This is a genomic window from Mycobacterium sp. MAA66 (assembly GCF_041261665.1).
In the GTDB taxonomy this organism is placed as follows: domain Bacteria; phylum Actinomycetota; class Actinomycetes; order Mycobacteriales; family Mycobacteriaceae; genus Mycobacterium.
The window spans coordinates 63,215-86,513 of record NZ_JBGCCC010000008.1 but is presented as its reverse complement, the minus strand read 5'-3'; the positions used below and the strand labels follow the sequence as shown (position 1 = coordinate 86,513).

Below are 23,299 nucleotides of genomic sequence, written 5' to 3'. Positions count from 1 at the left end.
CAGCCAATCATCGGGTTTGCTCATTTGGATGTTTGTTCCAACGCCAGTTCCGTACCTCCGGCAGATCCTCACCACGGGCGTAGATCCATTCACGGTGGCGCTGGTGAGCCGCCATCATGTCTGAACGCAACGCGTCCACGGCTGGCCCAGACAGTCCGGCCGTCCGATCGACCACGTCGATCACCAGCTGGAATCGGTCCATCTTGTTCAGCACCAGCATGTCGAAAGGTGTTGTGGTGGTGCCCTCTTCGAGATATCCATGCACATGCATGTGCTCATGATTCGCGCGACGATAGGTCAGCAGGTGGATCAAGGACGGATAGCCATGGTAGGCAAAGATCACCGGCCGATCCGTGGTGAACAGCGTGTCGTACTCCACGTCCGTCATGCCATGCGGATGCTGACTATCCGACTGCAGACGAAAGAGGTCAACGACGTTGACGACACGTATCTTGAGTTTGGGCAGACGATCTCGCAGGATCGACACCGCAGCCAGTACCTCCGTGGTGGGAACGTCACCAGCGCAAGCCATCACCACATCGGGGACTGAACCCGCGTCGTTACTCGCCCATTCGAAGATGTCCGCGCCGCGAGCGCAGTGCACCGCAGCCTGCTCGGCGTTCAGCCACACCGGAGCATCGTTCTTGCCCGCCACGATCACGTTGATGTAATCGCGGCTGGCCAGGCAATGCGCAGCCACCGACAGCAGGGTATTGGTATCCGGCGGAAGATAGATACGAGCGATTTCCGCGCGCTTGTTGGCAACATGGTCGATGAAACCGGGGTCCTGGTGGGAGAAGCCGTTGTGGTCCTGGCGCCACACGTGCGACGTGATGAGGTAATTCAACGACGCGATCGGTTCGCGCCATGGCAGCTGACGACTTGTCTTGAGCCATTTGGCGTGCTGATTCACCATCGAGTCGACGACATGAGCAAAGGCCTCATAACTGCTGAGCAGGCCGTGACGGCCGGTCAGGAGATAACCCTCCAACCAGCCCTGGCACATGTGCTCTGACAAGACTTCCAGCACGCGTCCGTCGTTGGACAAATGCTCATCGGTCGGAAGTACTGCGGCGTTCCACTGCTTGTCGGTAACTTCGTAGACTGCGCCGAGTCGATTCGACGCGGTCTCATCGGGGCCGAACAACCTGAAGTTTCGCTGACAGGCGTTGCGCACCATCACCTCCCGCAGGTAATCACCGAGCACCTGAGTTGGAGCCGACGTGGTATCACCCGGCTGGACGGTTGCCACCGCGAATTCCTTCGGGTCGGGCAAATGCAGCGGCGTCAGCAGCAAACCCCCGTTTGCATTGGGGTTCATCCCCATCTGGCGGTGCGCGGCCGGCACATTGTCGGTGACCAGCGTTGTCGGACTGCCGATTTCGTCGAACAGTTCGTCAGGCCGATAGGAACGCAACCATTCGACGAACTGCCGCCGGTGCTCGGGATCGGTTCGGACATCGGGTATCGGCACCTGGTGCGCCCGCCAGGTCCCCTCCACCGGCACGCCGTCGACCCACCGGGGTCCAGTCCAACCTTTCGGCGTGCGCAACACGATCATCGGCCACCGTGGGCGTGACGGCGCCGGCGAAGCTGTGCGAGCCGCGCGATGAATCTCGGCGATCGTCGCCACCGCGCGGTCGATCGCGGCCGCCATCTCCTCATGCAGCTGCTCTGGATCATCACCAGTGACGTATAGCGGGTGGTGCCCGTATCCACGCAGCAGGCAATCGAGTTCATCGTCCGTGATTCGCGCCAGCACCGTTGGGTTCGCGATCTTGTACCCGTTGAGGTGCAGAATCGGCAACACGGCACCGTCGGTCGCGGGATTGATGAACTTGTTGGAATGCCAACTGGCCGCCAACGGACCCGTCTCAGCTTCACCGTCGCCGACCACGCACGCCACCAACAGATTCGGATTGTCCAGCACAGCTCCGTATGCGTGTGCGAGTGAGTAACCGAGCTCGCCACCCTCGTGGATCGAACCGGGAACCTCTGGCGCCACATGGCTGGGAACTCCACCGGGAAAAGAGAACTCGCGGAACAAGATACGCATGCCGTCGCCATCGCGAGTAACGTCCGGACGGCTCCGGCTGTAGCTGCCCTCCAACCAGGAGTTCGCGAACAAGGCCGGCCCACCGTGGCCCGGTCCGATGACATACATCGCGTCGAGATCGTGATCGATGATCGCGCGATTCATGTGCGCGTAGATGAAATTCAGGCCCGGCGAGGTTCCCCAGTGTCCCAATGGTCGAGGCTTGATGTGTTGTCGATCCAATGGTGCGCTCAGCAGCGGGTTGTCCATCAGGTAAATCTGACCCGCCGTGAGATAGTTCGCCGCTCGCCAATACGCATCGACCGATCGCAGCCGTGCTGCCGTCAGTGTCCCAGTGAACTCACCCGTTGCCGTTGTCATCGACCGGACTCGTGGGCGTGAGGTCGTGCGACGAGCACCGGGCAGGCCGCGTGGTGGATCAGCCGATGGCTGGTGGAACCGAGAAAGAACCCGCCTGCGTCGCCGCGTCCGCGACTGCCGGCGACGATCAATTGGGCGTGCTGCGTATGACTCAAAAGCACTTGGCCCGGATTGCCAGTAACGACGATGCGGCGCACCACGACGTCGGGGAACTTCTCCTGCCACCCAGCCAGGCGCTCGGCCAACAGCATGCGCTGCTGCTCTTCACCAGCCTGACCGGACAGATCCTCCCAGGGCGGCTCACTGTAGTAGAAGTAGGCTGGCAGATAACTCGATACGAGAATGGCGACGAGTTCGGTGCCACGCATGGAGGCTTCCTCGAACGCCCAGCCGATCGCATCCTCACTCTCTGGAGCACCGCTGATCCCCACTACAACAGGGCCATTCACCGGCAGACCCGGGGCCCGGACCACGACAACCGGACTGTGCCCATGTGCGGTGAGTTCGACCGCGACCGACCCGGCGAGTAGACCGGTAAACCCGTTGAGACCACTTGAGCCGACGACCGTAAGAAACGCGTTCTTCGAAAGATCGCTCAGTACCCGCTGAGGACGACCCGACACCCGGGCCAGCGACACCTCGACATCAGAATTCGTGATCTGGACGTGGTCGGCAGCTTCGTCCAAGGAGGCCTGCCCCTTCTGTTCCAGATACTTGAAGAAGCTTTCCGAGGCGCCCGGGTTGAATCCCATGGCAAAACTTCCGAAGTCCACGGCGTGTGCCAGTCGCAGCGGCAGGTTGCGCAGCTGCGCTTCGCGAACGGCCCAATTAAGGGCGTGAAGCGCCGAGGTCGATCCGTCGATTCCGACCAAGATGTAAGGGCGGGGAGATAGTTCGCTCACGATGTCCTCCGATGAAGTGTCTATCCGATGCCCATCACGGTATGGACCCGCTCGGTCGACTACTACGGCCGAAAGTCACTGATTGGCAGACCGAAAGCAGCTCGACTTGGCCGTCGCACCGCATCAGGCTGCGACTACAACCTTGACCGGGATGCAACCGACGCAGGTATGCCATGGACCTGGCAGATCGTGTTGTGCGCCCCCTTGCGGTGCCTGACCGCATGCCACCGACAGACGACACTTAGAGCAATGCTTCTGCACCGCAACGTGTTTGGTGACCGACCGAGAACACACATGGCGATCACCTGGCGAATATCATTGGTCCGCAACGGGATAACCATGGCTCGGCACACCCCGAGCCTTCGGGCTTGATTGCTCGACCATGATTCTCGGGACCGCTCCAGAGTGCCCTTTGTGAGCAATCCTGAGTTGATTCAGTCCAGACGCGCTGCGTGCGACACCGTCAATGAATGCCCGAGATAAATCCGAGGTCAGGAGACGACGAAGTAGACCCATATGCCCACGGCGCAGACCCAGGTTGCTGCGAGCCAGAATCTGGTGCCCCCGAGCCATACGCCGACTGCGGGCCGGGCGGCAAGCCATAGCCCGACTGCGGGCCATATTCCGACTGCGGGCCATATCCCGGCGTCTGCGAGCCGTATCCGGGCACCATCCGGCTTGACGCGCCCAGTAGCGCAGCCGCAACGAACGCCGCCGCCTGGTTGGTGTATTCGGGAACGTAGCCCTGCGTGTGTCCGCTCCAGGCGTTGCCCGGACCCGCGTGACAAATCGGGTCGGCGGGATTACACAGGTCGATCGCTTTGGCGCTGAGCGGCGAATTCTGGGTCGGTGGCGCACCGTCGGTGCGGTCGGCCTGGTTGCCGAAAGTAGCGACCGCCGCGACATTGTTCATGTACTGCGCTGGCAGAGGATCGCCCCAGTTGATACCGGAGAAACCGGCCACGATATTGATCACACTCGCACCTTGCGAATAGCCGCCCAAGACGATCTTGGTGTTGGGGCAGGAGGACACAGTGGATTTGATATGGGAAATCGCGTCTTTGGCGCCATCGCCGCCGTGCCGCTGCGTGATGGTGGCTTTGTAGTTGACCGCATAGGCCCGGATATTCAAGCCGCTGGCCTGCTGACGGAGCGAATCGACAAGGGCATCACCGACACGGCCCATACCGTCTGGCTCGTCGGTGCCGCGCGCGAAAATGACCTCGGCGTCGGGGCAGTCGTCGGCGGATGCCACTGGAGCCACCGCCGGGACGACGAGCGGGGCCGTGGCAGTGAGCAGTGCCGAAGCACCAAGGCCGGCCCAACGAAGCGCTGCCCTCGCGCCGACTACCCGACAGCTACGTACACGGTGAAAAACCATGTCCGAATCCTACCTGCATCCGGGAAATGGCAAACCCCTGTGACCTGCGGATGGACTACGCAGCGCGGTCGGTGCGCCACCTCCGCGCCCAGCGATAACAGGACCCCGGGCAAATTTTCTGCGGCGATTTTGGGCAGTTGACGAATGCGGCCGTCGGTGAATTCTCCGGCAGCCGCTTGCTGATGGCAGGTACACGATCCGACCCGCGTGCTGCGGGCGCCGAGATGGCAACGCGGCCTGTTGCCGGCTGCGGTTGGCCCTGAGTATGCAGGTCAGCGGGCATGAAACAGCCGGCCGGGAGCGACACGTTGGACCGATTTTGGGCAGTTTCGCTCATCCTTGTCCCAAAATCTGCGGGCAGATCGGGCGCCACGATGATCGGTGTCGTGGCCCTCAATCACTCACCTCGTCCGATGGGCGCAGCGGCCGTGCCGACGCCGACATCCAGGCCGCGTCGACAATGCCCTGTGAATCACCTACGAGTCCCTGCTGCTTGACGCGGTAGACCTGAGACCGCCGGGTCGTGTCCGGTACTTGCGCTATGCGAGCCACCAAAATTTACTCCCCCGACAGCACACGGGCGCCGCGAAGGCATGCGACCATGTCAGGCGTGCCCGACGCTCACGACATCGCCCAGGCCGCTCATTTTCGAGCCGAGCTCTGGCGCCATGTCGAGGAGATCTCCGAGCGCCTGGAGAAGACCGAACGTCGAGAACGCCGACTGTCCGACTGGAGCCATCGCCACAGCCGCCAAATGCGCGCCGAGCTCTACCAGGCTCACCACCTCATCGACGCACTCGATCGCAGATTCCCGCCCAGCGTGCACGAACACGACAGTTAAGGACGCTCGCGCTGCCACGCCGTACACGCCTTGTGAGGTGTTCCAGCGCAGTCACTCATACCCACCCGCCCACGGCGCGGATTGCGGCTACGGCGCCCATCCACGGCCGTAATAGGCCCGTGTCGGGGCGACCGGACCCGTCCCGGTCTGTACGTGCTGCTCAAGAGCATGCGGCATTCTTGTCGGCTGCCAGCTGGTGCTGAGCAAACCGATACACCGCGCCTGGTCGGTGCCCGCCCTTAGAAGCGTGGAATCGGTTGAGAACAAACACGCACGACCAGAGCAGGACGGGAATACCGCGTAGTGTTGTCTGTGGTTGGGCGTTTCAGCCAGATCGGAAACCCTGTCCCTCCGGTGACAGTGTGCAGAGCCCTCGCTCGCAACCGTGCATTTCGGTGATCCTCTCGTGAAACCGTTCACCATGCCCGCACCACCGTCCTGTCGAACCATCCACCAGCAAGCCGCGCGGCCGAACGCCCGCACGGGCCGGGCACCGTCAGTGGTATCGGTGGTGGAAGGCCGGATGCCGCTGGCTGGGGGCGCCATCGCCTACACCAAAGCCGGGACTGGCCCAGTAGTGCTGCTCATTCATGGTCTGGGGGGCACCCGTCGCACCTGGCGGCACCTGCTCACCCCCCTTGGGCTCACTCACACGGTGATCGCGCCCGACCTGCCCGGACACGGCCAGTCGGACCCGCCGGCCGGGGACTACTCGCTAGGGGCGCATGCCTGCGCGATGCGTGATCTGCTGCTCACGCTGGGCCATCACCGAGCCACCATCGTCGGTCACAGCCTCGGCGGTGGCGTCGCGCTGCAGACCGCCTACCAGTTCCCGGAGCGCACCGAACGCATCGTGCTGATCAGCAGCGGCGGACTGGGCGCCGAAGTCACCCCCATCCTGTGTGCCGCCACCCTGCCCGGCGCCGACCCGGTGGTCGCCGCCCTGAGTGCCCTCCCGGCCGCGCTGACCCAGCGGCTATTCGATCTGCTCCCCGCCCTCATCGGACACTCCGACAGACGGGTCCTGGCTGAGGTGCTGCGCGGGTTGACCGACGAGCAACAACGACGAGCGTTCCTGCGGACCGCGCGCACCGTAATAGATTGGCGCGGACAGACAGTCAGCGCCACCCGCCAACTAGGCTTGCTGCGCGACGTCCCACTTCTGGTCGCGTGGGGGGCCGACGACAAAACCATTCCCCCGGCACACCACCACGCTCTGGCCACCCAGGTCTCCCACGCCGTGACCGTAGAGATCGCCGGCGCCGGGCATTACCCCCACGAAACCGCCCCGGAACAAGTGCTCTCGGCGATGCAAACATTCCTCTCCGCGACCCAGCCGTTCCGCTATCGCGAGGACCGCTGGGTGCAGCAACTAATCCGCCCGCACCCGGGCAATGGCGGACATCCGCGCTACGCGGAAACTGCCGGCGCGCCGCTGCCCACCAGCACCTGAATCGAGGTACGCATGGCTATCGCGCACATCGCCGAATATGCACACCTGAGCACCGTCGACATCGCGGCGTTGGCCGCGGAATTGGAAGCGATTCGCCGCGAGGTCGAGGGGTCGCTCGGCGAACAGGACCGCGAATACATCCAGCGCACCATCGCTTTTCAGCGTGGCCTCGACATCGCCGCCCGGCTGGTGCTCGGTGCCAGTCGCAGCAAGAGCGGGTGGGTGCTCGGGACGCTCGCCCTGGCCGCGGCCAAGAGCATCGAGAACATGGAACTGGGCCACAACATCGGCCACGGCCAATGGGATTGGATGAACGACCGCGAAATCCACTCCGCCACTTGGGAGTGGGACATGGTGGGTCTGTCCTCGCAGTGGCGGTACACGCACAACTACCGCCACCACGTGTTCACCAACGTCATCGGCATGGACGACGATCTCGGCTACGGCGTGTTACGGGTCACCCGCGACCAGCCCTGGCGGCCCAGTACCGTGCTGCAGCCGCTGCGACATCTGTTGCTGGCAGCCACCTTTGAATGGGGCATCGCCCTGCAGGGCCTTGATGCGGCGCGGGACAGCATGGCCACGCAGCAGGAGAAATCCGCTCAGTCCCGCGCGCTGCTCAGCAAGATCGCGCGCCAGGCCGGCAAAGACTACCTGCTGCTTCCCGCACTCGGCGGACGCCGGTGGCGGCGCGTGCTGTCCGCGAACATCGTTGCCAACCTGGCTCGCAACGTGTGGGCCTATCTGGTGATCTGCTGCGGGCACTTCGTCGACGGCGCCGAGAAATTCACCCCGGCCATTCTCGAGGGTGAGACGAAGCCGCAATGGTATCTGCGACAAATGCTGGGCAGCGCCAATTTTCGCGCCGGGCCGGTGATGGCGCTGCTGAGCGGAAACCTCTGCTATCAGATCGAACATCACCTCTACCCGGATCTACCCAGCAACCGGTATGCCGAGATCGCAGGGCGGGTGCAGACGCTGTGTGCAAAGTACGACCTGCCCTACACCACCGGCCCGTTGGCCAAGCAGTACCTGCTGACCCTACGGACGGTCTTCAAGCTTGCACTGCCCGACCGGTTCCTGTCCGCCACTGCAGACGACGCCCCCGAAACCGCCTCTGAAGTCAAATTCGCCAAGCGCGCCATATGCCCGGACCTGGAACGCAGTGTCAACATCGCTGCGCCACGGCGCGGTCTGGCCAGTGCACTGCGAAACCACCGCAGCCGACGCCTATTTCATCACCGCACGCACAAAGTGCTGAAGGTCGGCAGATGAATCACGCTGTGCCGAAGGCGGTCTCGATGAGATGGGGACTTGAACAACTTCTGTTGCGCCGTCACCTCTTGTGGCAGATCCGCTGAACCCGCCGTCCCGAAGAGCGTCCTTCATGAGGATCCGGTTACCGAATGGTGCTCTCCCCGGCGCGCAGGCCCGGCCTGGCCCGTCGTCGGCAACCGTGACTGCTCGGCTTCGGAGTCCGCGGTACTGACGAGTTCGCCTCACCGACTTGGCGCAACATCAGTCCGATAGCGGCGTTAGGGGGTTAGCGGCGGTTGCATGGAGTTAGTCTTCAGTGAATGGGCTGATCTTGATCGCCGACGTCAGCGGTGAGGAGGGCCAGGATGTGGCGGGCGGCGCCCAGGCGGTCGGTACGTGCATGTCTGGCTTGGATGTCGAGTTCCCAATTGGCTTGTTGGGGAGTGTGGCCGCGGCCGATGAGGATGCCGATGGCTTGATTGATGGTCGAGGCGGCACGCAGCTGTCCGCCGGTGATCGACCCGGCGGGGATGGTGAGGTGCCGATCGAGGATGAAGTCGGCCAGTGGTCGTGCGGTGAGCCATGCCAGATCCGCGGCGAGGTCGACAAACGTTCCCGGCGCGCCCGCGTACAGAATGATCGCCACAGTTGACAGGCTCCGGTGCTCACCGAGACCTGGCAGCCGCAGCCGCAGCGAGGTGCGCACGTCCCCCGCGCCTGCACCGTCGACTAGGTAAGTGGAGGCGAATAGCGGATCGCTGCGACTCACCATGACGCTCAGACCAAGGAAGCTGGGCACGCCCGCTATGGTGTCGGCTGCCAGCTGGTGCAGGGTTGCCGCGATGTCAGTGCCGGTTTCATCCAGCGCTGCAGTGAGCAGACGCAGATCGGCAGCCAGGGCCGCGGTGATGTTCACGAGGTGGGTGCTCCGCCGGGCGCTCCCGAGCGCTGATCGATCCTGCCAAAGGCCGGACAGGGGCGAGTTGCCCTGCACGGTGCGGACATTGGGGACGCGGGCCAGGACCCGTCCCGAGACTGTTGTCCTCGGTTCCCAACGTACCCGCCATGGCGGGTACGCGGGGGCTGTAGTTCAGGTCGACTTGCGCCGGGCCCGGGCCCGGCGCACCGCTTCATCGACGAGATGCTGGGCGACGTCGGCCAATTTGCGGTGTTCGCTTTGGCTGATCGCCCGCAGCTGAGCGAACGCGTCCTCGACACTGCGCCCGGTGCGTCCCCGCAGTATGCCGATCGCTTGATCGATCACCGGTCGGGTCGCGAGCGCGGTCTGCAACTGGGTGGCCAGTGTCATCGCCTGGGCGAGGATCTGGGCGTTGCGCACCGCTACTGCAGCGGGTTTGGCGAACAATTCGCCCAGTTCGGCGGCGTGCTCATCGAACACGTCTTTGTCGTGGGCGTAGACGTTGATGGCGCCGACCACCTGGTCAGGCAGCAGCAGCGGTAACGAGAGCGCACTGTGTACGCCCAATCGGCCCACCCGAGGACCGAACCGTGGCCACAGCTTCTCCCCGCCCAACGACCCCGAGCGCACCGTACGCCGTTGCAGTGCCGCAGTGATGCATGGCCCCTCGTTGAGAGTCACGTACTGGATGTTGTCGATTTCGGCGACAAACGGCGCACTGGCCGCCAACGCCTCGACCATGTTCTCAGGCCGGTCAACGTGCAATAAGGTCACCCCGGCACCCTCGGCGCCTGGGATCGCGCGCACCGCGAACGTGGCCACCTCCGCCAGTAACGCCGGCAGCCCCAGACTGTCAGAAACCAGGCCGGCCAAGGCACCGATCCCGGCCTGCAAGTCGGCGGCATCGGAAATGACTTGCTCGGCGGTCAATGGTCTTTTCGTTGTGCCGTCGCCGTTTTCGGTGAATTCGATCATCGTCGGTACCGCGCCCGCTATCCCGCCAACCCCTTGGTAACGCCGGGAGTGTGACGATTTTGTCCCGCAGCGCAGCCGCGCCTGGGTATGGACTCAGCTTACCTGTCCAACGCCCCGCCGGGCTCTCTCGCCGGGTTCCTAACTTCTGCAGGGTCGACCGGCAAAACCACCTCTCACCGGGGAAGTCGGTCAAACGGGTGTAGCGTCAGAGGTGGCTGAGCATGTCAGCTGGTCGGGAATGAGTTCGGCTGTCCGCCGCAGAACTCCAGAAGCGATCGCCCCCCGTAACCCGACACATTCGTCATTGCCCCATGGTGGGATCACCATGACCACGTCACCTGCTGTTACGGCCTGCTGGTATGTCGCACTGAGCCAATCCCGCTGCGGCCCCGGCGATTACCGGGCCGCTACTGCCTTGACTACCCGTAGGCATATGGGTGCTCACCGACACGGACTGCGCTATGCAGTGAGCCCGCGGCCCGGTTGACGCCTGCGGTATCGCGGCGACCGATACTCACGCCATACAACTATGCTCTAGGCACCGAAAGGTGTTGTACACCAAGATAATCCGCGGAATTGTTCGTCTCCTGGCCGAGTTCCTGCTCAAGATCTCCCTGCTGTGGGCCCTCAGGCCATCCTCTTCATTATCGGCCCGGACCTCACACTGTTGGACTCGTCCGGACACCGCGATCGCACCAGCCACCGGCCCCACCGCTATCAATACCGACATTTGCCGAATAGCCCACACACCCAGACCAATTCAAGGAGCCAACAATGGCTACGCACACCATCATCGAAATCATCCTCGCAGCGGTCGTCGTCATCGCAGTCCTCATCGCACTGGGCGTCGTGGCGCGCCACAAGCGCGCCGAACAGCGCCGCGTGCAGGCAGGCGAGATCCGCGACGACGCCGCCGAACGAGCCCACACGGTGGGCCGGCGCGAAGCCCTCGCCGACGAGACGGCGGCCAGAGCCCGAGCCGCGGAGGCCGAAGCCGACGCCCAGTCCGCGCGCGCCCGGGGACTGGCGCATCAGGCCGAGGAGCGTCGCACCGCCGCCGCGACCGCCCGAAGTGAAGTGAACCAACAATTCCAACGTGCCGACACCCTCGATCCCGACATCCAGGGAGACCACGCCCCGAGGGAACACTCCGCGGCTGCCGACGGCGTGCCGCCGACCCGGCGAACAGACTGAGGCGCATTCGAGCGCAACTACCCGCAACCCATCTAGGGCAAAGTCCGGTCGAATGGGCGCGTTGGGTTTCGAGTACACGGCGGCGATTGGGGCCGTGGACGAGCGGGTGAGGGTGAACTCGATCATCGTTTTGCGGCTCCACACATGGCAGCGCGGTTAACCGTATTCGGCGCACAGGGTCACCGTCCCTGCCTGTCGAGGCTCAACGTCGCGCGACATTTCCGTGGGACCCACGATGTCGGTGCGGGGCACCGGTTTGATGCGTCGTTTGCACCTGCACGTCGCTGCATCGAGGCCCTGGCACCCTCGGCGGGGTCACGAGCTCGACCTTCATCGCGCTGCCTCGTCGCGGCCGCCCGATCCGTTCTCGAGGTCATTAGCGTTGCGAATGTTCCCAATCGTGTTCCCATTGGGCATGAAGACGGCCCCCGGAGAAATCTCCGGGGGCCGTCTTACCTAGTAGCGGGGACAGGATTCGAACCTGCGACCTCTGGGTTATGAGCCCAGCGAGCTACCGAGCTGCTCCACCCCGCGTTGGTGAACACAACGTTACCCAACGCTGCCGTATGAACCAAATCGACTGCTCAGCACCGGTTTTACACGTCGACAAGCCCCTGCCGAGCGGACACAAATGCCCCCGACACACCGTGCATGCGGGGGCATTTGCGTCTGCTCTCGGAGGAAGGTGACCCCCGCTCGGCTATTTGGTGCTGCGGTAGCGGGACATCGCATCGTCGAGCTTCTGCAGCGCATCGCCATACTGCGCAAAATTGCCGCCCTGCTGCGCTTGACGCACCGCGTCCAGCGCCGTGTTGACGTCTTGCAGGGCAGCCGATTTCGCCGGCGACAACGTCTCGGGCACACCCACCCCACCCGGTGGGGCCGCGATGGCAGGCACCGGAACGGGAGCACCAGCCGGCGCCCCGGGTGCTGCCGCAGGAGGCGGGGCTCCGGCAGGCAGGTCCGTCGGCGCCGGGCCGGTGGCCGTAGCCCCCGCGCCGGGCCCGAAAATGCCGTTCAGCGCATCACGCACGGTGGGGCCATACCCGACCTTGTCGTTGTACATCATCGCCACCCGGATGAGCCGCGGATACGACGACGCCGCATCCCCTGCCCCGGGCGAGGCATAAATCGGCGAGACGTACAGCAATCCGCCCTGACCCACCGGCAGGGTCAGCAGATTGCCCCACCGGATCCGGTTCTGGTTGTCCCGGCCGATCACACCGAGATCTTGACTGACCGCCGTATCGGTACTGATCGCGTTGAACGCCAACTTTGGTCCGTTGACCTGACCGGGAATGGTCAAGACCGTGATCTTGCCGTAGGTCGCCGGATCGGAACTGGCGCTGATATACGCCGCCAGGAAATCCCGGCGGAACCGGTTCATCGCCGTCGTCAACTGGAACGAGGCCGAATCACCGCCAGTGGCAAGATCTTTGGCCACGATGTAGTACGGCGGCTGGTAGCTGCTCGCGGTCGGGTTCGGATCCAGCGGCACGTCCCAGAAGTCCGACGTCGAGAAGAACGTCACCGGATCGTCAACGTGGTAGCGCGCCAACAACATCCGTTGCACCTTGAACAGGTCCTCCGGATAACGCAGGTGCGCAGCCAGATCCGGGCTGATCTCCGACTTCGGCTTCACCGTGCCGGGGAACACCTTCATCCACGCCTGCAGCACCGGGTCGTGCTCATCCTGCTCGTAGAGCGTCACCGTGCCGTCGTACGCATCGACGGTGGCCTTCACCGAGTTCCGGATGTAGGACACCTGCTTGTCCGGCAGCATCCGGTTCACCGCAACCTCATTGGAGTCAGCGGTCGCACTCGACAGCGACGTCGACTCCGAATACGGGTAGTTCTCCAGCGTCGTGTAGCCGTCGATGATCCACACCATGCGCTTGTTGACGATCGCCGGATACACCGTCGAATCAGTGGTCAGCCATGGCGCCACCGCCTCGACCCGCTTGGCCGGGTCACGGTTGAACAGGATCTTGCTGTTCGGTCCGATCACATTGGAGAACAAGAAGTTTCGTTCGGCGAACTTGGCCGCGAACAACGTACGGGACAGCCAGCCCCCGATCGGCACACCACCGTCGCCGCCATAGGTGTAGTTCTTGGTCTCGGTATTGGTCTCGTAGTCGTATTCACGATCCGCACCGTTGTGGCCGACGATCGCATAGTCAGAAGCGGCGCTGGCGATGATCGGCCCGTAGTAGATCCGCGGCTGGTCCAGCGGCGCCGGACCCGGTGAGATCGCCGCTCCGTTGGCGCCCACCACGCTCGCCAGGAACTCCGGGTACCCGCCATTCTGGTTGGGGTCGTTGGCAATACCGCGCACGGTGTTGGCGGGCGAGGCGATGAATCCGTTGCCGTGGGTATACACCGTGTGCCGGTTGATCCAGTCACGCTGATTGTCGATCAACCGATCGGGGTTGAGTTCACGCGCGGCCACCACGAAATCTCGCAGCTTGCCGTCCGGTCCGTCGTACCGATCGATGGACAGCTGGTCGGGAAAGCTGTAGAAGTTCTTGCCCTGCTGGAACTGGGTGAACGCCGGGCCGACGATGGTCGGGTCGAGCAACCGGATATTCGACGTGGTCGCCCGGTCGGAGGCGACCTGCTGCGCCGACGTCGGCGTGTTACCGCTGTAGTCACGGTAGGTCACATTGGCGTCGGTCAACCCGTAGGCCTGCCGGGTCGCGGTGATGCTGCGGGCGATGTAGTCGCGTTCCTTCTGCGCCGCATTGGGTTTGACATTGAACTGCTCGACCACCATGGGCCAGCCCGCGCCGATGATCACCGAGCTCAACAGCAGCAGCACCACACCGATCGCCGGGATCCGCAGATCGCGCAACACCAGCGCGGAGAACACCGCCACCGCGCAGATCAACGCGATCGCCATCAGGATCAGCTTGGCCGGCAGCACCGCGTTGATGTCCGTGTAACCCGCACCGGTGAACGGCTTGCCCCCACGGGTGTGGCTGAGCAGCTCGTAACGGTCGAGCCAGTACGCAACTGCCTTGAGCACCACCAGCGTTCCCACCAGCGACACCAACTGGATGCGGGCCGCCCGACTGACCGCGCCGGTCCGCCCCGACAGTCGGATGCCACCGAACACGTAATGGCCCAACAGGTTCCCCACCAGTGCCAGGAACACCGCGACAAACAGATAGCTCAGCACCAACCGGTAGAACGGCAACTCGAACGCGTAGAAACCCAAGTCCTTGCCGAATTCGGGATCGGTGATGCCGAACGAGCCGCCGTTCAGGAACAGCTGCACCCGAACCCAGTACGTCTGCGCGACGAAGCCGGCGAGCAGCCCGATGAATCCCGGTACGCCGATGGAGAACAGCCGCAGTCGCGCCAGCACCGTGGTGCGGTAGCGCGCCACGGGATCGTTTGGTCCCGACGTCGGCACGAACACCGGCCGTGTCCGATAGGCCAGCGCCAGCGCCGCGAACACCGCCAGCCCGATGAACGCCGCCGCGACCACGAATACCGCGACGCGAGTCAGCACCACGGTATTGAACACCGAGCGGTAGCCGAGTTCGCCGAACCACAGCCAGTCCACGTAGGTGTCGATCAGTCGCGGGCCGACCAACAACAACCCGACGAATAACAGCGCGACACTCACCAGGACTCGGCTACGTCGCGTCAGCTTCGGCATCCTTGCCGCCGGCCGCATCCCCACTCGTCAGCTCCGTCTGTTGTAGGTCGATCGGTCAGCTCAAACTCTACGCATTGCGCTGGCAGCGCACGCTCAGCAATGCGGAGGTTCGCCACCGGCGGACAGAGTGTGCAACGCATCGACGGCGCTGTCCAAGGTGTCGACCTTGATCAGCCGCAGACCGTCCTCGGGCGCCGCGGCGGCCTCCGCGCAGTTGCCGGCGGGCACCAGGAACACCGTCGCGCCGGCCTCCTTGGCGGCCACCATCTTGTGTGTGATGCCGCCGATCGGCCCGACCTTGCCGTCCGCACCGATCGTTCCGGTGCCCGCGACGAACTTGCCGTTGTTGAGATCACCGGTGGTGAGTTTGTCGACCACGGCCAGGCTGAACATCAGACCCGCCGACGGACCGCCGATGTTGGCCAGGTTGAAGTCGACGGTGAACGGGGCCCACGGCGCGTTGAGCACGGCGGTGCCCAGATAGCCGTAGTCGCGATCCTTGTTGGTGCCCAACGTGATCGTCACCGTGCCGATCGGCTGATTCTTCCGGCGGTAGTCGATCACGATCTGGTCGCCCGGCTTGGTCTTCTTGAGCAGATCGGTGAACTGCGCGACGTCGGCCACCTCGATCCCGTTGACCATGTCGATGGCATCGCCCGGTTGCAGCTTGCCGGCCGATGGGCCCGGATTGCTCACCGACTCGACGGTGACGGCCTGCGGGTACTTCAAATACGACAGCGCCGCGAATTCGGCGTCCTTCTCGGAATTCTTGAAGTCGGTGTTGTTGGCCTTGTCGACTTCGGACTTGGACTTGTTCGGCGGGTACACCAGGTCACGCGGCACCATCTGCTCGCGTCCCGACATCCACAGCGCCAGCGCCTGGCCCAGGGTCAGGCCGTCGCTTTGGGCCACCGTCGTCATGTTCAGGTTGCCCGACGTGGGCTTGATGTCGGTGCCCTTGATGTCGACGACCTGCTTGCCATCCACCTCACCGAGGGTGTTGAACGTCGGCCCGGGTCCCAACGCCACGAACGGCACAGTCACTGCCGACACCAGCACGCCGAACACGATGATCGGCACCACCGCGACGACCAGCGTCAAAATCCGCCTGTTCACACCGCCCAGAGTAGGGCTCTGCACCCGGTTCACTCTCAGCGTGACCCGCCCGGCCACCCAAACAGACGGGGGGCAGTACCGTTGACGGTATGGCTGACCTGCCCTTCGGCTTCTCGTCCGGAGACGACCCCGACCACGACAAGGCCAACAAGGACCCGGATCCGGGTGACCCGTTCGGCTTCACCGCCGGCGGCGGCAGCTTCGACATGGCCAACCTCGGCCAGATCTTCACCCAGCTCGGCCAGATGTTCAGCGGCGCCGGTTCCGGCACGTCCGGCGGCGGCCCGGTCAACTACGACCTGGCCCGGCAGCTGGCGTCGAACTCGATCGGATTCGTCAAGCCGGTGCCCGAGCAGACAGCCAGCGCGATCGCCGACGCGGTGCGACTGGCCGAGACCTGGCTCGACGGCGTGACCCCGCTGCCGGCCGGTACCACCAAAGCCCTCGCCTGGACCCCCAGTGACTGGGTGGACAACACTCTGGGCACCTGGAAGCGGCTGTGTGACCCTGTGGCCGAACAACTTTCGAGCGTATGGGTATCGGCACTGCCCGACGAGGCCAAGGCCATGGCCGGGCCGCTGCTGTCGATGCTGTCCCAGATGAGCGGCATGACGTTCGGCTCGCAGCTCGGCCAGGCCCTGGGCACACTGTCACGAGAAGTGTTGACCTCCACCGACATTGGGCTGCCACTGGGACCATCCGGGGTGGCCGCCCTCATGCCGGAGGCGATCGACGCCTTCGGCGAGGGCCTGGAGCAGCCGCGCAGCGAGGTGCTGACGTTCCTGGCCGCCCGTGAGGCCGCCCACCACCGGTTGTTTTCGCATGTGCCGTGGCTGTCGAGCCAGTTGCTCAGTGCGGTCGAGGCCTTCGCCAAGGGCATGAAAGTCGACCTGAGTGGCTTCGAGGAGATGGCACAGGGCCTCGACCCGATGTCCCTGGCAGATCCCGCGACGCTGGAAAAGCTGATGAGCCAGGGGATGTTCGAGCCCAAGGCCACCCCCGAGCAGACCGCCGCGCTGGAGCGGCTGGAGACGCTGTTGGCATTGATCGAAGGCTGGGTGCAAACAGTGGTCACCGCGGCGCTGGGCGACCGACTGCCGGGCACCTCAGCCCTGAGCGAGACGCTGCGTCGTCGCCGGGCCACCGGCGGCCCGGCCGAGCAGACCTTCGCCACCCTGGTGGGCCTGGAGCTTCGCCCACGCAAGATGCGCGAGGCCGCTGCCTTGTGGGAGCGCCTGACCGAGGCGGTCGGTGCCGACCAGCGCGACGGGGTCTGGCAGCACCCCGACCTGCTGCCCGGTGCCGCGGATCTCGACGAGCCGGCGGCATTCATCGACCGGGCGCTCGGCGGAGACAGCAGCGGTATCGACCAGGCCCTGGCCGATCTGGAGAGGGACCTGAATTCCGGCACCGGCGACAAGCCGGGTGACAAACCCTCAGACGGGCCTGTGGATAACTGATTCGCCGAATCGGCGTCGCGTTGGCACAGTCGAGACATGGTGTGCCACACACTCAATCCCGCGATGCCGGTGCTACTGCGCCCCGACGGCACCGTTCAGGTGGGCTGGGATCCGCGGCGCGCCGTGGTGGTCCGGCCTCCCGACGGACTGACCGCCTCCGTACTGGCCGAGCTGTTACGGGCCATGCAGGACGGCGTCAGTGCCGCGGACCTGCACGCGCTGGCGTCGGCGCGTGGCCTTACCGACATCGATGCATTGACCGCCGCGCTGAGCGCCGCCGGTGTCCTGCAGACCACTTCGCCGGGTCGTGCGCACCGCTCGGCATCGATACGCATCCATGGCCGCGGTCCGCTGTCGGACCTACTGTCCAGCGCGCTGCGCTGTTCGGGTAGTCGGGTCGCCAGCACCCGGCTCGGCCACGCTGCGGTGGCCAACGCGACCGTCGACTTGGTCGTGCTGTCAGATTTCCTGGTGGCCGACCCGCGGATGGTCCAGGATCTGCAGGCGGCCAAGGTGCCGCACCTGCCGGTGCGGATCCGCGATGGCGTGGGGCTGATCGGCCCGCTGGTGCTACCGGGAGTCACCTCCTGCCTGAACTGCGCCGACCTGCACCGCGGCGACCGCGACGCGGCCTGGCCCGCGGTGGCCACCCAGTTGCAGGGTGCGGTCGGAACCGCCGACCGCGCGACCGTACTGGCCACGGCGGCCGTCGCGCTCGATCAGGTGAACCGGGTCATCGACGCAGTACGCGGCAACAAACGAGGCGACGAACCGCCAGCCACCCTGAACGCCACGCTTGAGTTCGACGTCCGCACCCGCACCACCACGGTCCGGCGGTGGAGCCCGCATCCACGCTGCAGCTGCCGATGACAACAGTCGTTGCCACTTCGTTGTCGACCTTTGGCTTTCGTCATGGATGATGGTCTCGTGACGGATATCAAACGCGGCGGTGTCGCACGGAACGCCAAGCTGGCCGGACTGGCCGGCGGCATGGCTGGGCGGGCGGCACTGGGTCTGGGCAAGCGGTTGGCCGGCAAGTCCAAGGACGAGGTCACCGCCGAACTCATGGACAAAGCCGCCAATCAACTGTTCACGGTCCTGGGTGAACTCAAGGGCGGCGCCATGAAGGTCGGCCAGGCACTGTCGGTGATGGAAGCCGCGATCCCCGAGCAGTACGGCAAGCCCTACCGCGAGGCCCTGACCAAGCTGCAGAAGGACGCTCCCCCGCTGCCGGCAGCGAAGGTGCACCGGGTACTCGATGCGCAACTAGGCACCAAGTGGCGCGATCGGTTCACCTCGTTCGATGACAAGCCGGTGGCCTCGGCCAGCATCGGCCAGGTGCACAAGGCGGTCTGGTCCGACGGCCGCGAGGTCGCCGTCAAGATTCAGTACCCCGGCGCCGACGAAGCGCTGCGGGCCGATCTGAAGACCATCCAGCGTCTGGTCAGCGTGTTCAAGCAGCTTGCGCCGGGCGCCGATGTCCAGGGCGTGGTCGACGAGCTGATCGAGCGCACCGAGATGGAACTGGACTACCGGCTCGAGGCCGACAACCAGCGGGCGTTCGCGAAGGCCTACGAGGGCCACCCCCACTTCAAGGTGCCGGCCGTCGTGGCCAGCGCGCCGAAGGTCGTCATCGCCGAGTGGATGGACGGCATCCCGATGTCGGCGATCATCCGCGACGGCACCGTCGAACAGCGCGATCTGATGGGCACCCGGTTGTACGAGCTCACTTTCGACGCGCCGGCCCGACTGCAGATCATGCACGGGGACACCCATCCCGGGAACTTCATGCTGCTAGCCGACGGCCGGATGGGCGTCATCGACTTCGGCGCGGTGGCCCCGCTGCCGGGCGGTCTGCCCGAGGCACTCGGCCGAATGACCGCGTTGGCCAGGGACAAGAACTACCACGACCTGCTGCCCACGATGGAAGCAGCCGGTTTCATCCAGAAGGGCGAACAGGTTTCGGCCGAAGAGATCGACGACATGCTTCGCCAGTACGTCGAGCCGATCAAGGTCGACGTCTTCCACTTCACCCGTCGCTGGATCCAGCGGATGGCGGCCGGCCAGATGGACAACACGGTGGCTCAGATCAAGACAGCCCGCCAGCTCGACCTGCCGCCGGGCCTGGCCATCCCGCTGCGCGTCATCGCCTCGACGGTGGCGATCTGCTGCCAGCTGGACGCGCACATTCCGGTGAAAGCTATGGCGGTGGAACTGGTTCCGGGCTTCACCGCCTAGCCGATCACCGGTTGAGGCGGGCCTTGGCCCCGTTGTACACGCCATCGCGGTAGGCGTCGATACGGTCGGCGCCCGACGAGCGTGCGTGACATGCACACTTAGACACCGCGTGTCGGTGTGCAGGCCCGCACGCTCGCGGGAGTCACGGGGAGGTTCAGGCGGCGACGGTGTCCTTGCGGGGACGCCCGCGCGGACGCTTGCGGGCGATGACGGCACCCCGGTCGAGGATCTCGCCACCCCAAACACCCCACGGCTCTTGACGTTCCAGCGCGGCGGTCAGGCACTCACGCTGGATCGGGCAGTCGGCGCACAGCGCTTTGGCCTGTTCAAGGTCGACGGGGTTGTCGGCGAACCACATGTCGGGGTCGCCGACATGACATGGCACCGCCAGCCTCTGTCGGCAAGTCTGGCTAGTCATGTCCGAATCACCTGCTTCCTGGTCGTTGTCGTCGGTAGGGCCATCTGTTGCTGATGGATCTGCGACCAGGTGGTGGTTTTTGGTTGTGCCCCAAAAACTTTGGCCACGGATCCGGTAGTTTCGGGTCCGTGGCCAAGGTGGCTGTCGTGGGCTCTACCTAGGTAGTGCCCCGATTCACGGACGCGAAGTTCTTCGCAATGCGCTTGTGCTGCGGGAGGTCGGCGACATGTCCGGCCGTCGCGGGACGTGCCGCCGACATAGCGGCGGCGGCAATTGCGGCGGGACGGTGCCAACCCAAAGCAGCACGGGATACGTCAGCACGGCCGACAACAGCACTGCGGGCGCCGCCGACGGCGGCGCCTGGGTACGCGTCAAAACTGATCATCTCGGGCCACCTCCTCGGCGCTCAGTCGTGCATCCACGCGTGGTGGATGCTCGGATTTTTTTGCGGTTCTGAGGTTAGAGGCTACCACTGCAAACCGACAAGCGATTTTTTGACCAGCGGTTTTGCCGCAACGACCACCGCGATAGGGGCGTTAGCGGCGCGCCTTGACCAAGGCCAATACGTCCGGCCCGAACTGCTCGAGCTTGCGGGCCCCGATCCCCGGGATCGCCACCAGCGCCGCGTCGTCAGCCGGCATGGCTTCCGCGATCGCGATCAGGGTGTTGTCGGTGAACACCACGTATGCGGGCACCTTCATTTCCTGCGAGGTGCGCAGCCGCCACTCCTTGAGCTCGGCGAGCAACTCCTCATCCAGATTCGATGGGCAGGATTCGCAGCGGCGCAACAGGATTGCCGTCGAGGTGGTCAATGCCGAGTTGCACACCCGGCATCGCGGGGCCGGGCCGCGCTTGCGCTGCTGCTGCTTTGACGCGGGCTCACGCTGGGTCTGCGGGGTCAGGCCATTGAGGAACCGGGACGGTTTACGCCCCTGCCGTCCTCCCGGTGCCCGCGCCAGCGCCCACGAGATGGTCAGATGCACACGGGCCCTGGTGATTCCGACATAGAAGAGCCGACGCTCCTCCTCCACCGGCTCACTGTCCGCGCCGTGCGACAGTGCATGCGAGATGGGCAGCGTGCCGTCGACCAGGCCAACCAGGAACACCGCATCCCACTCCAGGCCCTTGGCCGCATGCAGCGACGCCAGCGTCACGCCCTGTACCACCGGCGGATGCCGGGAGTCGGCGCGCTGACGTAACTCGGCCACCAGCGCGCGCAGGTCCAAATCCGGCCGCAGCGCGACTTCCTGCTCGACCAACTCGACCAAGGCCAACAACGCATCCCAGCGTTCCCGAGCCTTGGTACCGGCCGGCGGCTCACCGGTCAGACCGAGTGGCTCCAGCAACTCGCGCACCAGCGTCGGCAGTTCGGCACCGACCGTTTCGGCATCACGCTCGGCGGCCCGCTGCAACGCCAACATGCCCTGCCGGATCTCCTGCCGGCTGAAGAACCCCTCGCCGCCGCGCACCTGGAAGGCCACCCCGGCCGCGGTCAAAGCCTCCTCGTACACCTCGGACTGTGCATTGATCCGGTAGAGCACCGCGATTTCCGAAGCGGCCGTACCGCTTTCAATGAGTTTCTTGATGGCGGCGGCGACCGCATTGGCCTCGGCCACTTCATCGGGGTGCTCCCGGAACACCGGCGCCGGCCCGGGATCGCGCTGACCCACCAGGTGCAGGCGACTGCCCGCCATCCGGCCCTTGGCCACCTCGATGACCCGATTGGCCAGGGACACCACCTGCGGGGTGGACCGGTAGTCGCGCTCCAGCCGGACCAGCGCCGCATCGGGAAACCGACGGGAGAAGTCGAGCAGATACTGCGGCGTGGCACCGGTGAACGAATAGATGGTCTGGTTGGCGTCGCCGACCACCGTCAGATCGTCTCGCTCCCCCAGCCAGGCGTTGAGCACCCGCTGCTGCAATGGGGTGACGTCTTGGTACTCGTCCACCACGAAACACCGGTAGCGGTCCCGAAACTCGCCGGCCACCGCGGCATCGTTCTCGATCGCGGCGGCGGTATGCAGCAGCAGATCGTCGAAATCCAGCAGGGCGCTGCCGTCACGGCGGGCCTTGAGCTTCTCGTAGCCGGCATAAACCGCGGCGACCTTGGCCGCGTCCAACGGGATGTCCCTACTGGACTCGGCAACCTGCTGGGCGTATTGCTCGGGGCTGATCAGCGACGACTTGGCCCATTCGATTTCGCCGGCCAGGTCGCGCACGTCGTCGGTACTGGCCTGGATCTGCGCCCGGTTGGCGGCCTGCGCGACGACGGCGAACTTGCTGTCCAGCAGCTCCCACCCGGTATCACCGACCACCCGCGGCCAGAAATACCGCAGCTGGCGCAATGCGGCGGCGTGAAAAGTCACGGCCTGCACGGCGCCGGTGCCGGCGGCGCCGTCGACATCGTTGTCCAGGGCGCGTAGCCGCCCGCGCATCTCGCCGGCGGCCCGCTGGGTGAAGGTCACGGCCAGCACCTGGCCGGGCGCGACGTGACCGGCGGCCACCAGATAGGCGATACGGCGGGTGATGGTCCTGGTCTTACCAGTTCCGGCGCCGGCCAGCACACAGACCGGGCCACGAGGGGCGAGCACCGCCTCGCGCTGTTCGTCGTCGAGGTCCTCGAGGAGAACCGTCGGTGGGGCCCCGGCTGGCATGGTGCCCATCATGACAGGGCGGTCTGACACCGTGGGCACCGCCGACCACGTGGCCCCGTCGGCACCCCCGACCACGTGACCCCGTCGGCACCCCCGACCATGTGACACACCGCGCACCTCGCAGCGGTATGGCCCGCGGATCGGATACGTTGAGTTGCGTTATGAGTGACCTGATCATGTACTCCACAACCTGGTGCGGCTACTGCTCGCGGCTCAAGACCGCGCTGAAGTCCGAGGGCATCTCCTACACCGAGGTCGACATCGAGCTGGACCCGGCCGCGGCGAAGTTCGTGATGTCGGTCAACGGCGGCAACCAGACCGTGCCCACGGTGAAGTTCCCGGACGGCACCGCCCTGACCAACCCGAGCATCAAGCAGGTCAAAGCCAAGCTGGCTTAGGCAGGCGTCGCCG

17 protein-coding genes and 1 tRNA gene are annotated in these 23,299 nt (G+C 65.0%); 8 read left to right on the top strand and 10 right to left on the bottom strand.

The annotated features are described in order from the left end of the window. Positions 1 to 7: 7 nt before the first annotated feature. The 3 genes from ABIA30_RS20545 to ABIA30_RS20535 all read right to left on the bottom strand — a co-directional run bounded on the left by ABIA30_RS20545 (position 8) and on the right by ABIA30_RS20535 (position 4,699). Positions 8 to 2,416 (bottom strand): phosphoketolase, encoded by a 2,409-nt coding sequence (locus ABIA30_RS20545; RefSeq protein ID WP_370068772.1) that lies wholly within the window; start codon positions 2,414 to 2,416, stop codon positions 8 to 10. After that, the gene (locus tag ABIA30_RS20540; RefSeq protein ID WP_370068770.1) at positions 2,413 to 3,318 is read right to left on the bottom strand and encodes a universal stress protein; all 906 of its coding nucleotides are present in this window, start codon (positions 3,316 to 3,318) and stop codon (positions 2,413 to 2,415) included. Before ABIA30_RS20540 ends, ABIA30_RS20545 begins: the two co-directional genes overlap by 4 nt. Before the next feature lie 463 nt (positions 3,319 to 3,781). Continuing rightward, a complete protein-coding gene (locus ABIA30_RS20535) occupies positions 3,782 to 4,699 on the bottom strand; it encodes a cutinase family protein (RefSeq protein WP_370068768.1) in 918 nt (305 codons plus the stop codon). A gap of 610 nt (positions 4,700 to 5,309) precedes the next feature. Between ABIA30_RS20535 and ABIA30_RS20530 the strand changes: the two genes are divergently transcribed. The 3 genes from ABIA30_RS20530 to ABIA30_RS20520 all read left to right on the top strand — a co-directional run bounded on the left by ABIA30_RS20530 (position 5,310) and on the right by ABIA30_RS20520 (position 8,268). Then, positions 5,310 to 5,540, top strand: a complete 231-nt coding sequence (locus tag ABIA30_RS20530; RefSeq protein WP_370068766.1) for a hypothetical protein — start codon at positions 5,310 to 5,312, stop codon at positions 5,538 to 5,540. A 406-nt stretch (positions 5,541 to 5,946) separates the two neighbouring features. Further along, the gene (locus tag ABIA30_RS20525; RefSeq protein ID WP_370068764.1) at positions 5,947 to 6,993 is read left to right on the top strand and encodes an alpha/beta fold hydrolase; all 1,047 of its coding nucleotides are present in this window, start codon (positions 5,947 to 5,949) and stop codon (positions 6,991 to 6,993) included. A gap of 12 nt (positions 6,994 to 7,005) precedes the next feature. Next, the gene (locus ABIA30_RS20520; RefSeq protein ID WP_370068762.1) at positions 7,006 to 8,268 is read left to right on the top strand and encodes a fatty acid desaturase; all 1,263 of its coding nucleotides are present in this window, start codon (positions 7,006 to 7,008) and stop codon (positions 8,266 to 8,268) included. 295 nt (positions 8,269 to 8,563) lie between these two features. On the opposite strand, the gene ABIA30_RS20515 is transcribed toward ABIA30_RS20520, so the two are convergent. Next, positions 8,564 to 9,166, bottom strand: a complete 603-nt coding sequence (locus tag ABIA30_RS20515) for a hypothetical protein (protein WP_370068760.1) — start codon at positions 9,164 to 9,166, stop codon at positions 8,564 to 8,566. Between the two features lie 174 nt (positions 9,167 to 9,340). Continuing rightward, positions 9,341 to 10,144: a GAF and ANTAR domain-containing protein gene (locus tag ABIA30_RS20510; protein WP_370068758.1), complete on the bottom strand. Its 804-nt coding sequence runs from the start codon at positions 10,142 to 10,144 to the stop codon at positions 9,341 to 9,343. 774 nt (positions 10,145 to 10,918) lie between these two features. Here ABIA30_RS20510 and ABIA30_RS20505 point away from each other — a divergent pair. Further along, entirely contained in the window at positions 10,919 to 11,338 is a 420-nt protein-coding gene (locus ABIA30_RS20505; protein WP_370068756.1) for a hypothetical protein, read from the top strand. Between the two features lie 460 nt (positions 11,339 to 11,798). On the opposite strand, the gene ABIA30_RS20500 is transcribed toward ABIA30_RS20505, so the two are convergent. The 3 genes from ABIA30_RS20500 to ABIA30_RS20490 all read right to left on the bottom strand — a co-directional run bounded on the left by ABIA30_RS20500 (position 11,799) and on the right by ABIA30_RS20490 (position 16,118). Beyond that, positions 11,799 to 11,872, bottom strand: a tRNA-Met gene (locus tag ABIA30_RS20500). A 166-nt stretch (positions 11,873 to 12,038) separates the two neighbouring features. Beyond that, complete coding sequence (locus ABIA30_RS20495; protein ID WP_370068754.1) at positions 12,039 to 15,026, bottom strand: UPF0182 family protein; 2,988 nt, start codon at positions 15,024 to 15,026, stop codon at positions 12,039 to 12,041. A 69-nt stretch (positions 15,027 to 15,095) separates the two neighbouring features. Further along, positions 15,096 to 16,118, bottom strand: coding sequence for a PDZ domain-containing protein (locus tag ABIA30_RS20490; protein ID WP_370068752.1), 1,023 nt, complete (start codon positions 16,116 to 16,118; stop codon positions 15,096 to 15,098). 89 nt (positions 16,119 to 16,207) lie between these two features. Between ABIA30_RS20490 and ABIA30_RS20485 the strand changes: the two genes are divergently transcribed. The 3 genes from ABIA30_RS20485 to ABIA30_RS20475 are packed head-to-tail and all read left to right on the top strand — an operon-like array spanning position 16,208 to position 19,816. After that, on the top strand, positions 16,208 to 17,578 hold the full coding sequence (locus ABIA30_RS20485) for a zinc-dependent metalloprotease (protein WP_370068750.1): 1,371 nt from the start codon (positions 16,208 to 16,210) through the stop codon (positions 17,576 to 17,578). 36 nt (positions 17,579 to 17,614) lie between these two features. Beyond that, the gene (locus ABIA30_RS20480) at positions 17,615 to 18,448 is read left to right on the top strand and encodes a TOMM precursor leader peptide-binding protein (protein WP_370068748.1); all 834 of its coding nucleotides are present in this window, start codon (positions 17,615 to 17,617) and stop codon (positions 18,446 to 18,448) included. Between the two features lie 42 nt (positions 18,449 to 18,490). Next, positions 18,491 to 19,816 carry an ABC1 kinase family protein gene (locus ABIA30_RS20475; RefSeq protein ID WP_370068746.1) on the top strand — a complete coding sequence of 442 codons (1,326 nt, stop codon included), beginning with the start codon at positions 18,491 to 18,493 and terminating at the stop codon, positions 19,814 to 19,816. A gap of 154 nt (positions 19,817 to 19,970) precedes the next feature. On the opposite strand, the gene ABIA30_RS20470 is transcribed toward ABIA30_RS20475, so the two are convergent. Continuing rightward, on the bottom strand, positions 19,971 to 20,234 hold the full coding sequence (locus ABIA30_RS20470; protein ID WP_370068744.1) for a WhiB family transcriptional regulator: 264 nt from the start codon (positions 20,232 to 20,234) through the stop codon (positions 19,971 to 19,973). Between the two features lie 536 nt (positions 20,235 to 20,770). After that, the gene (locus ABIA30_RS20465) at positions 20,771 to 22,888 is read right to left on the bottom strand and encodes an ATP-dependent DNA helicase UvrD2 (RefSeq protein WP_370068742.1); all 2,118 of its coding nucleotides are present in this window, start codon (positions 22,886 to 22,888) and stop codon (positions 20,771 to 20,773) included. 161 nt (positions 22,889 to 23,049) lie between these two features. On the opposite strand from ABIA30_RS20465, the gene ABIA30_RS20460 reads away from it, so the two are divergent. Further along, positions 23,050 to 23,286: a mycoredoxin gene (locus ABIA30_RS20460; RefSeq protein ID WP_370068740.1), complete on the top strand. Its 237-nt coding sequence runs from the start codon at positions 23,050 to 23,052 to the stop codon at positions 23,284 to 23,286. Positions 23,287 to 23,299: the final 13 nt, after the last annotated feature.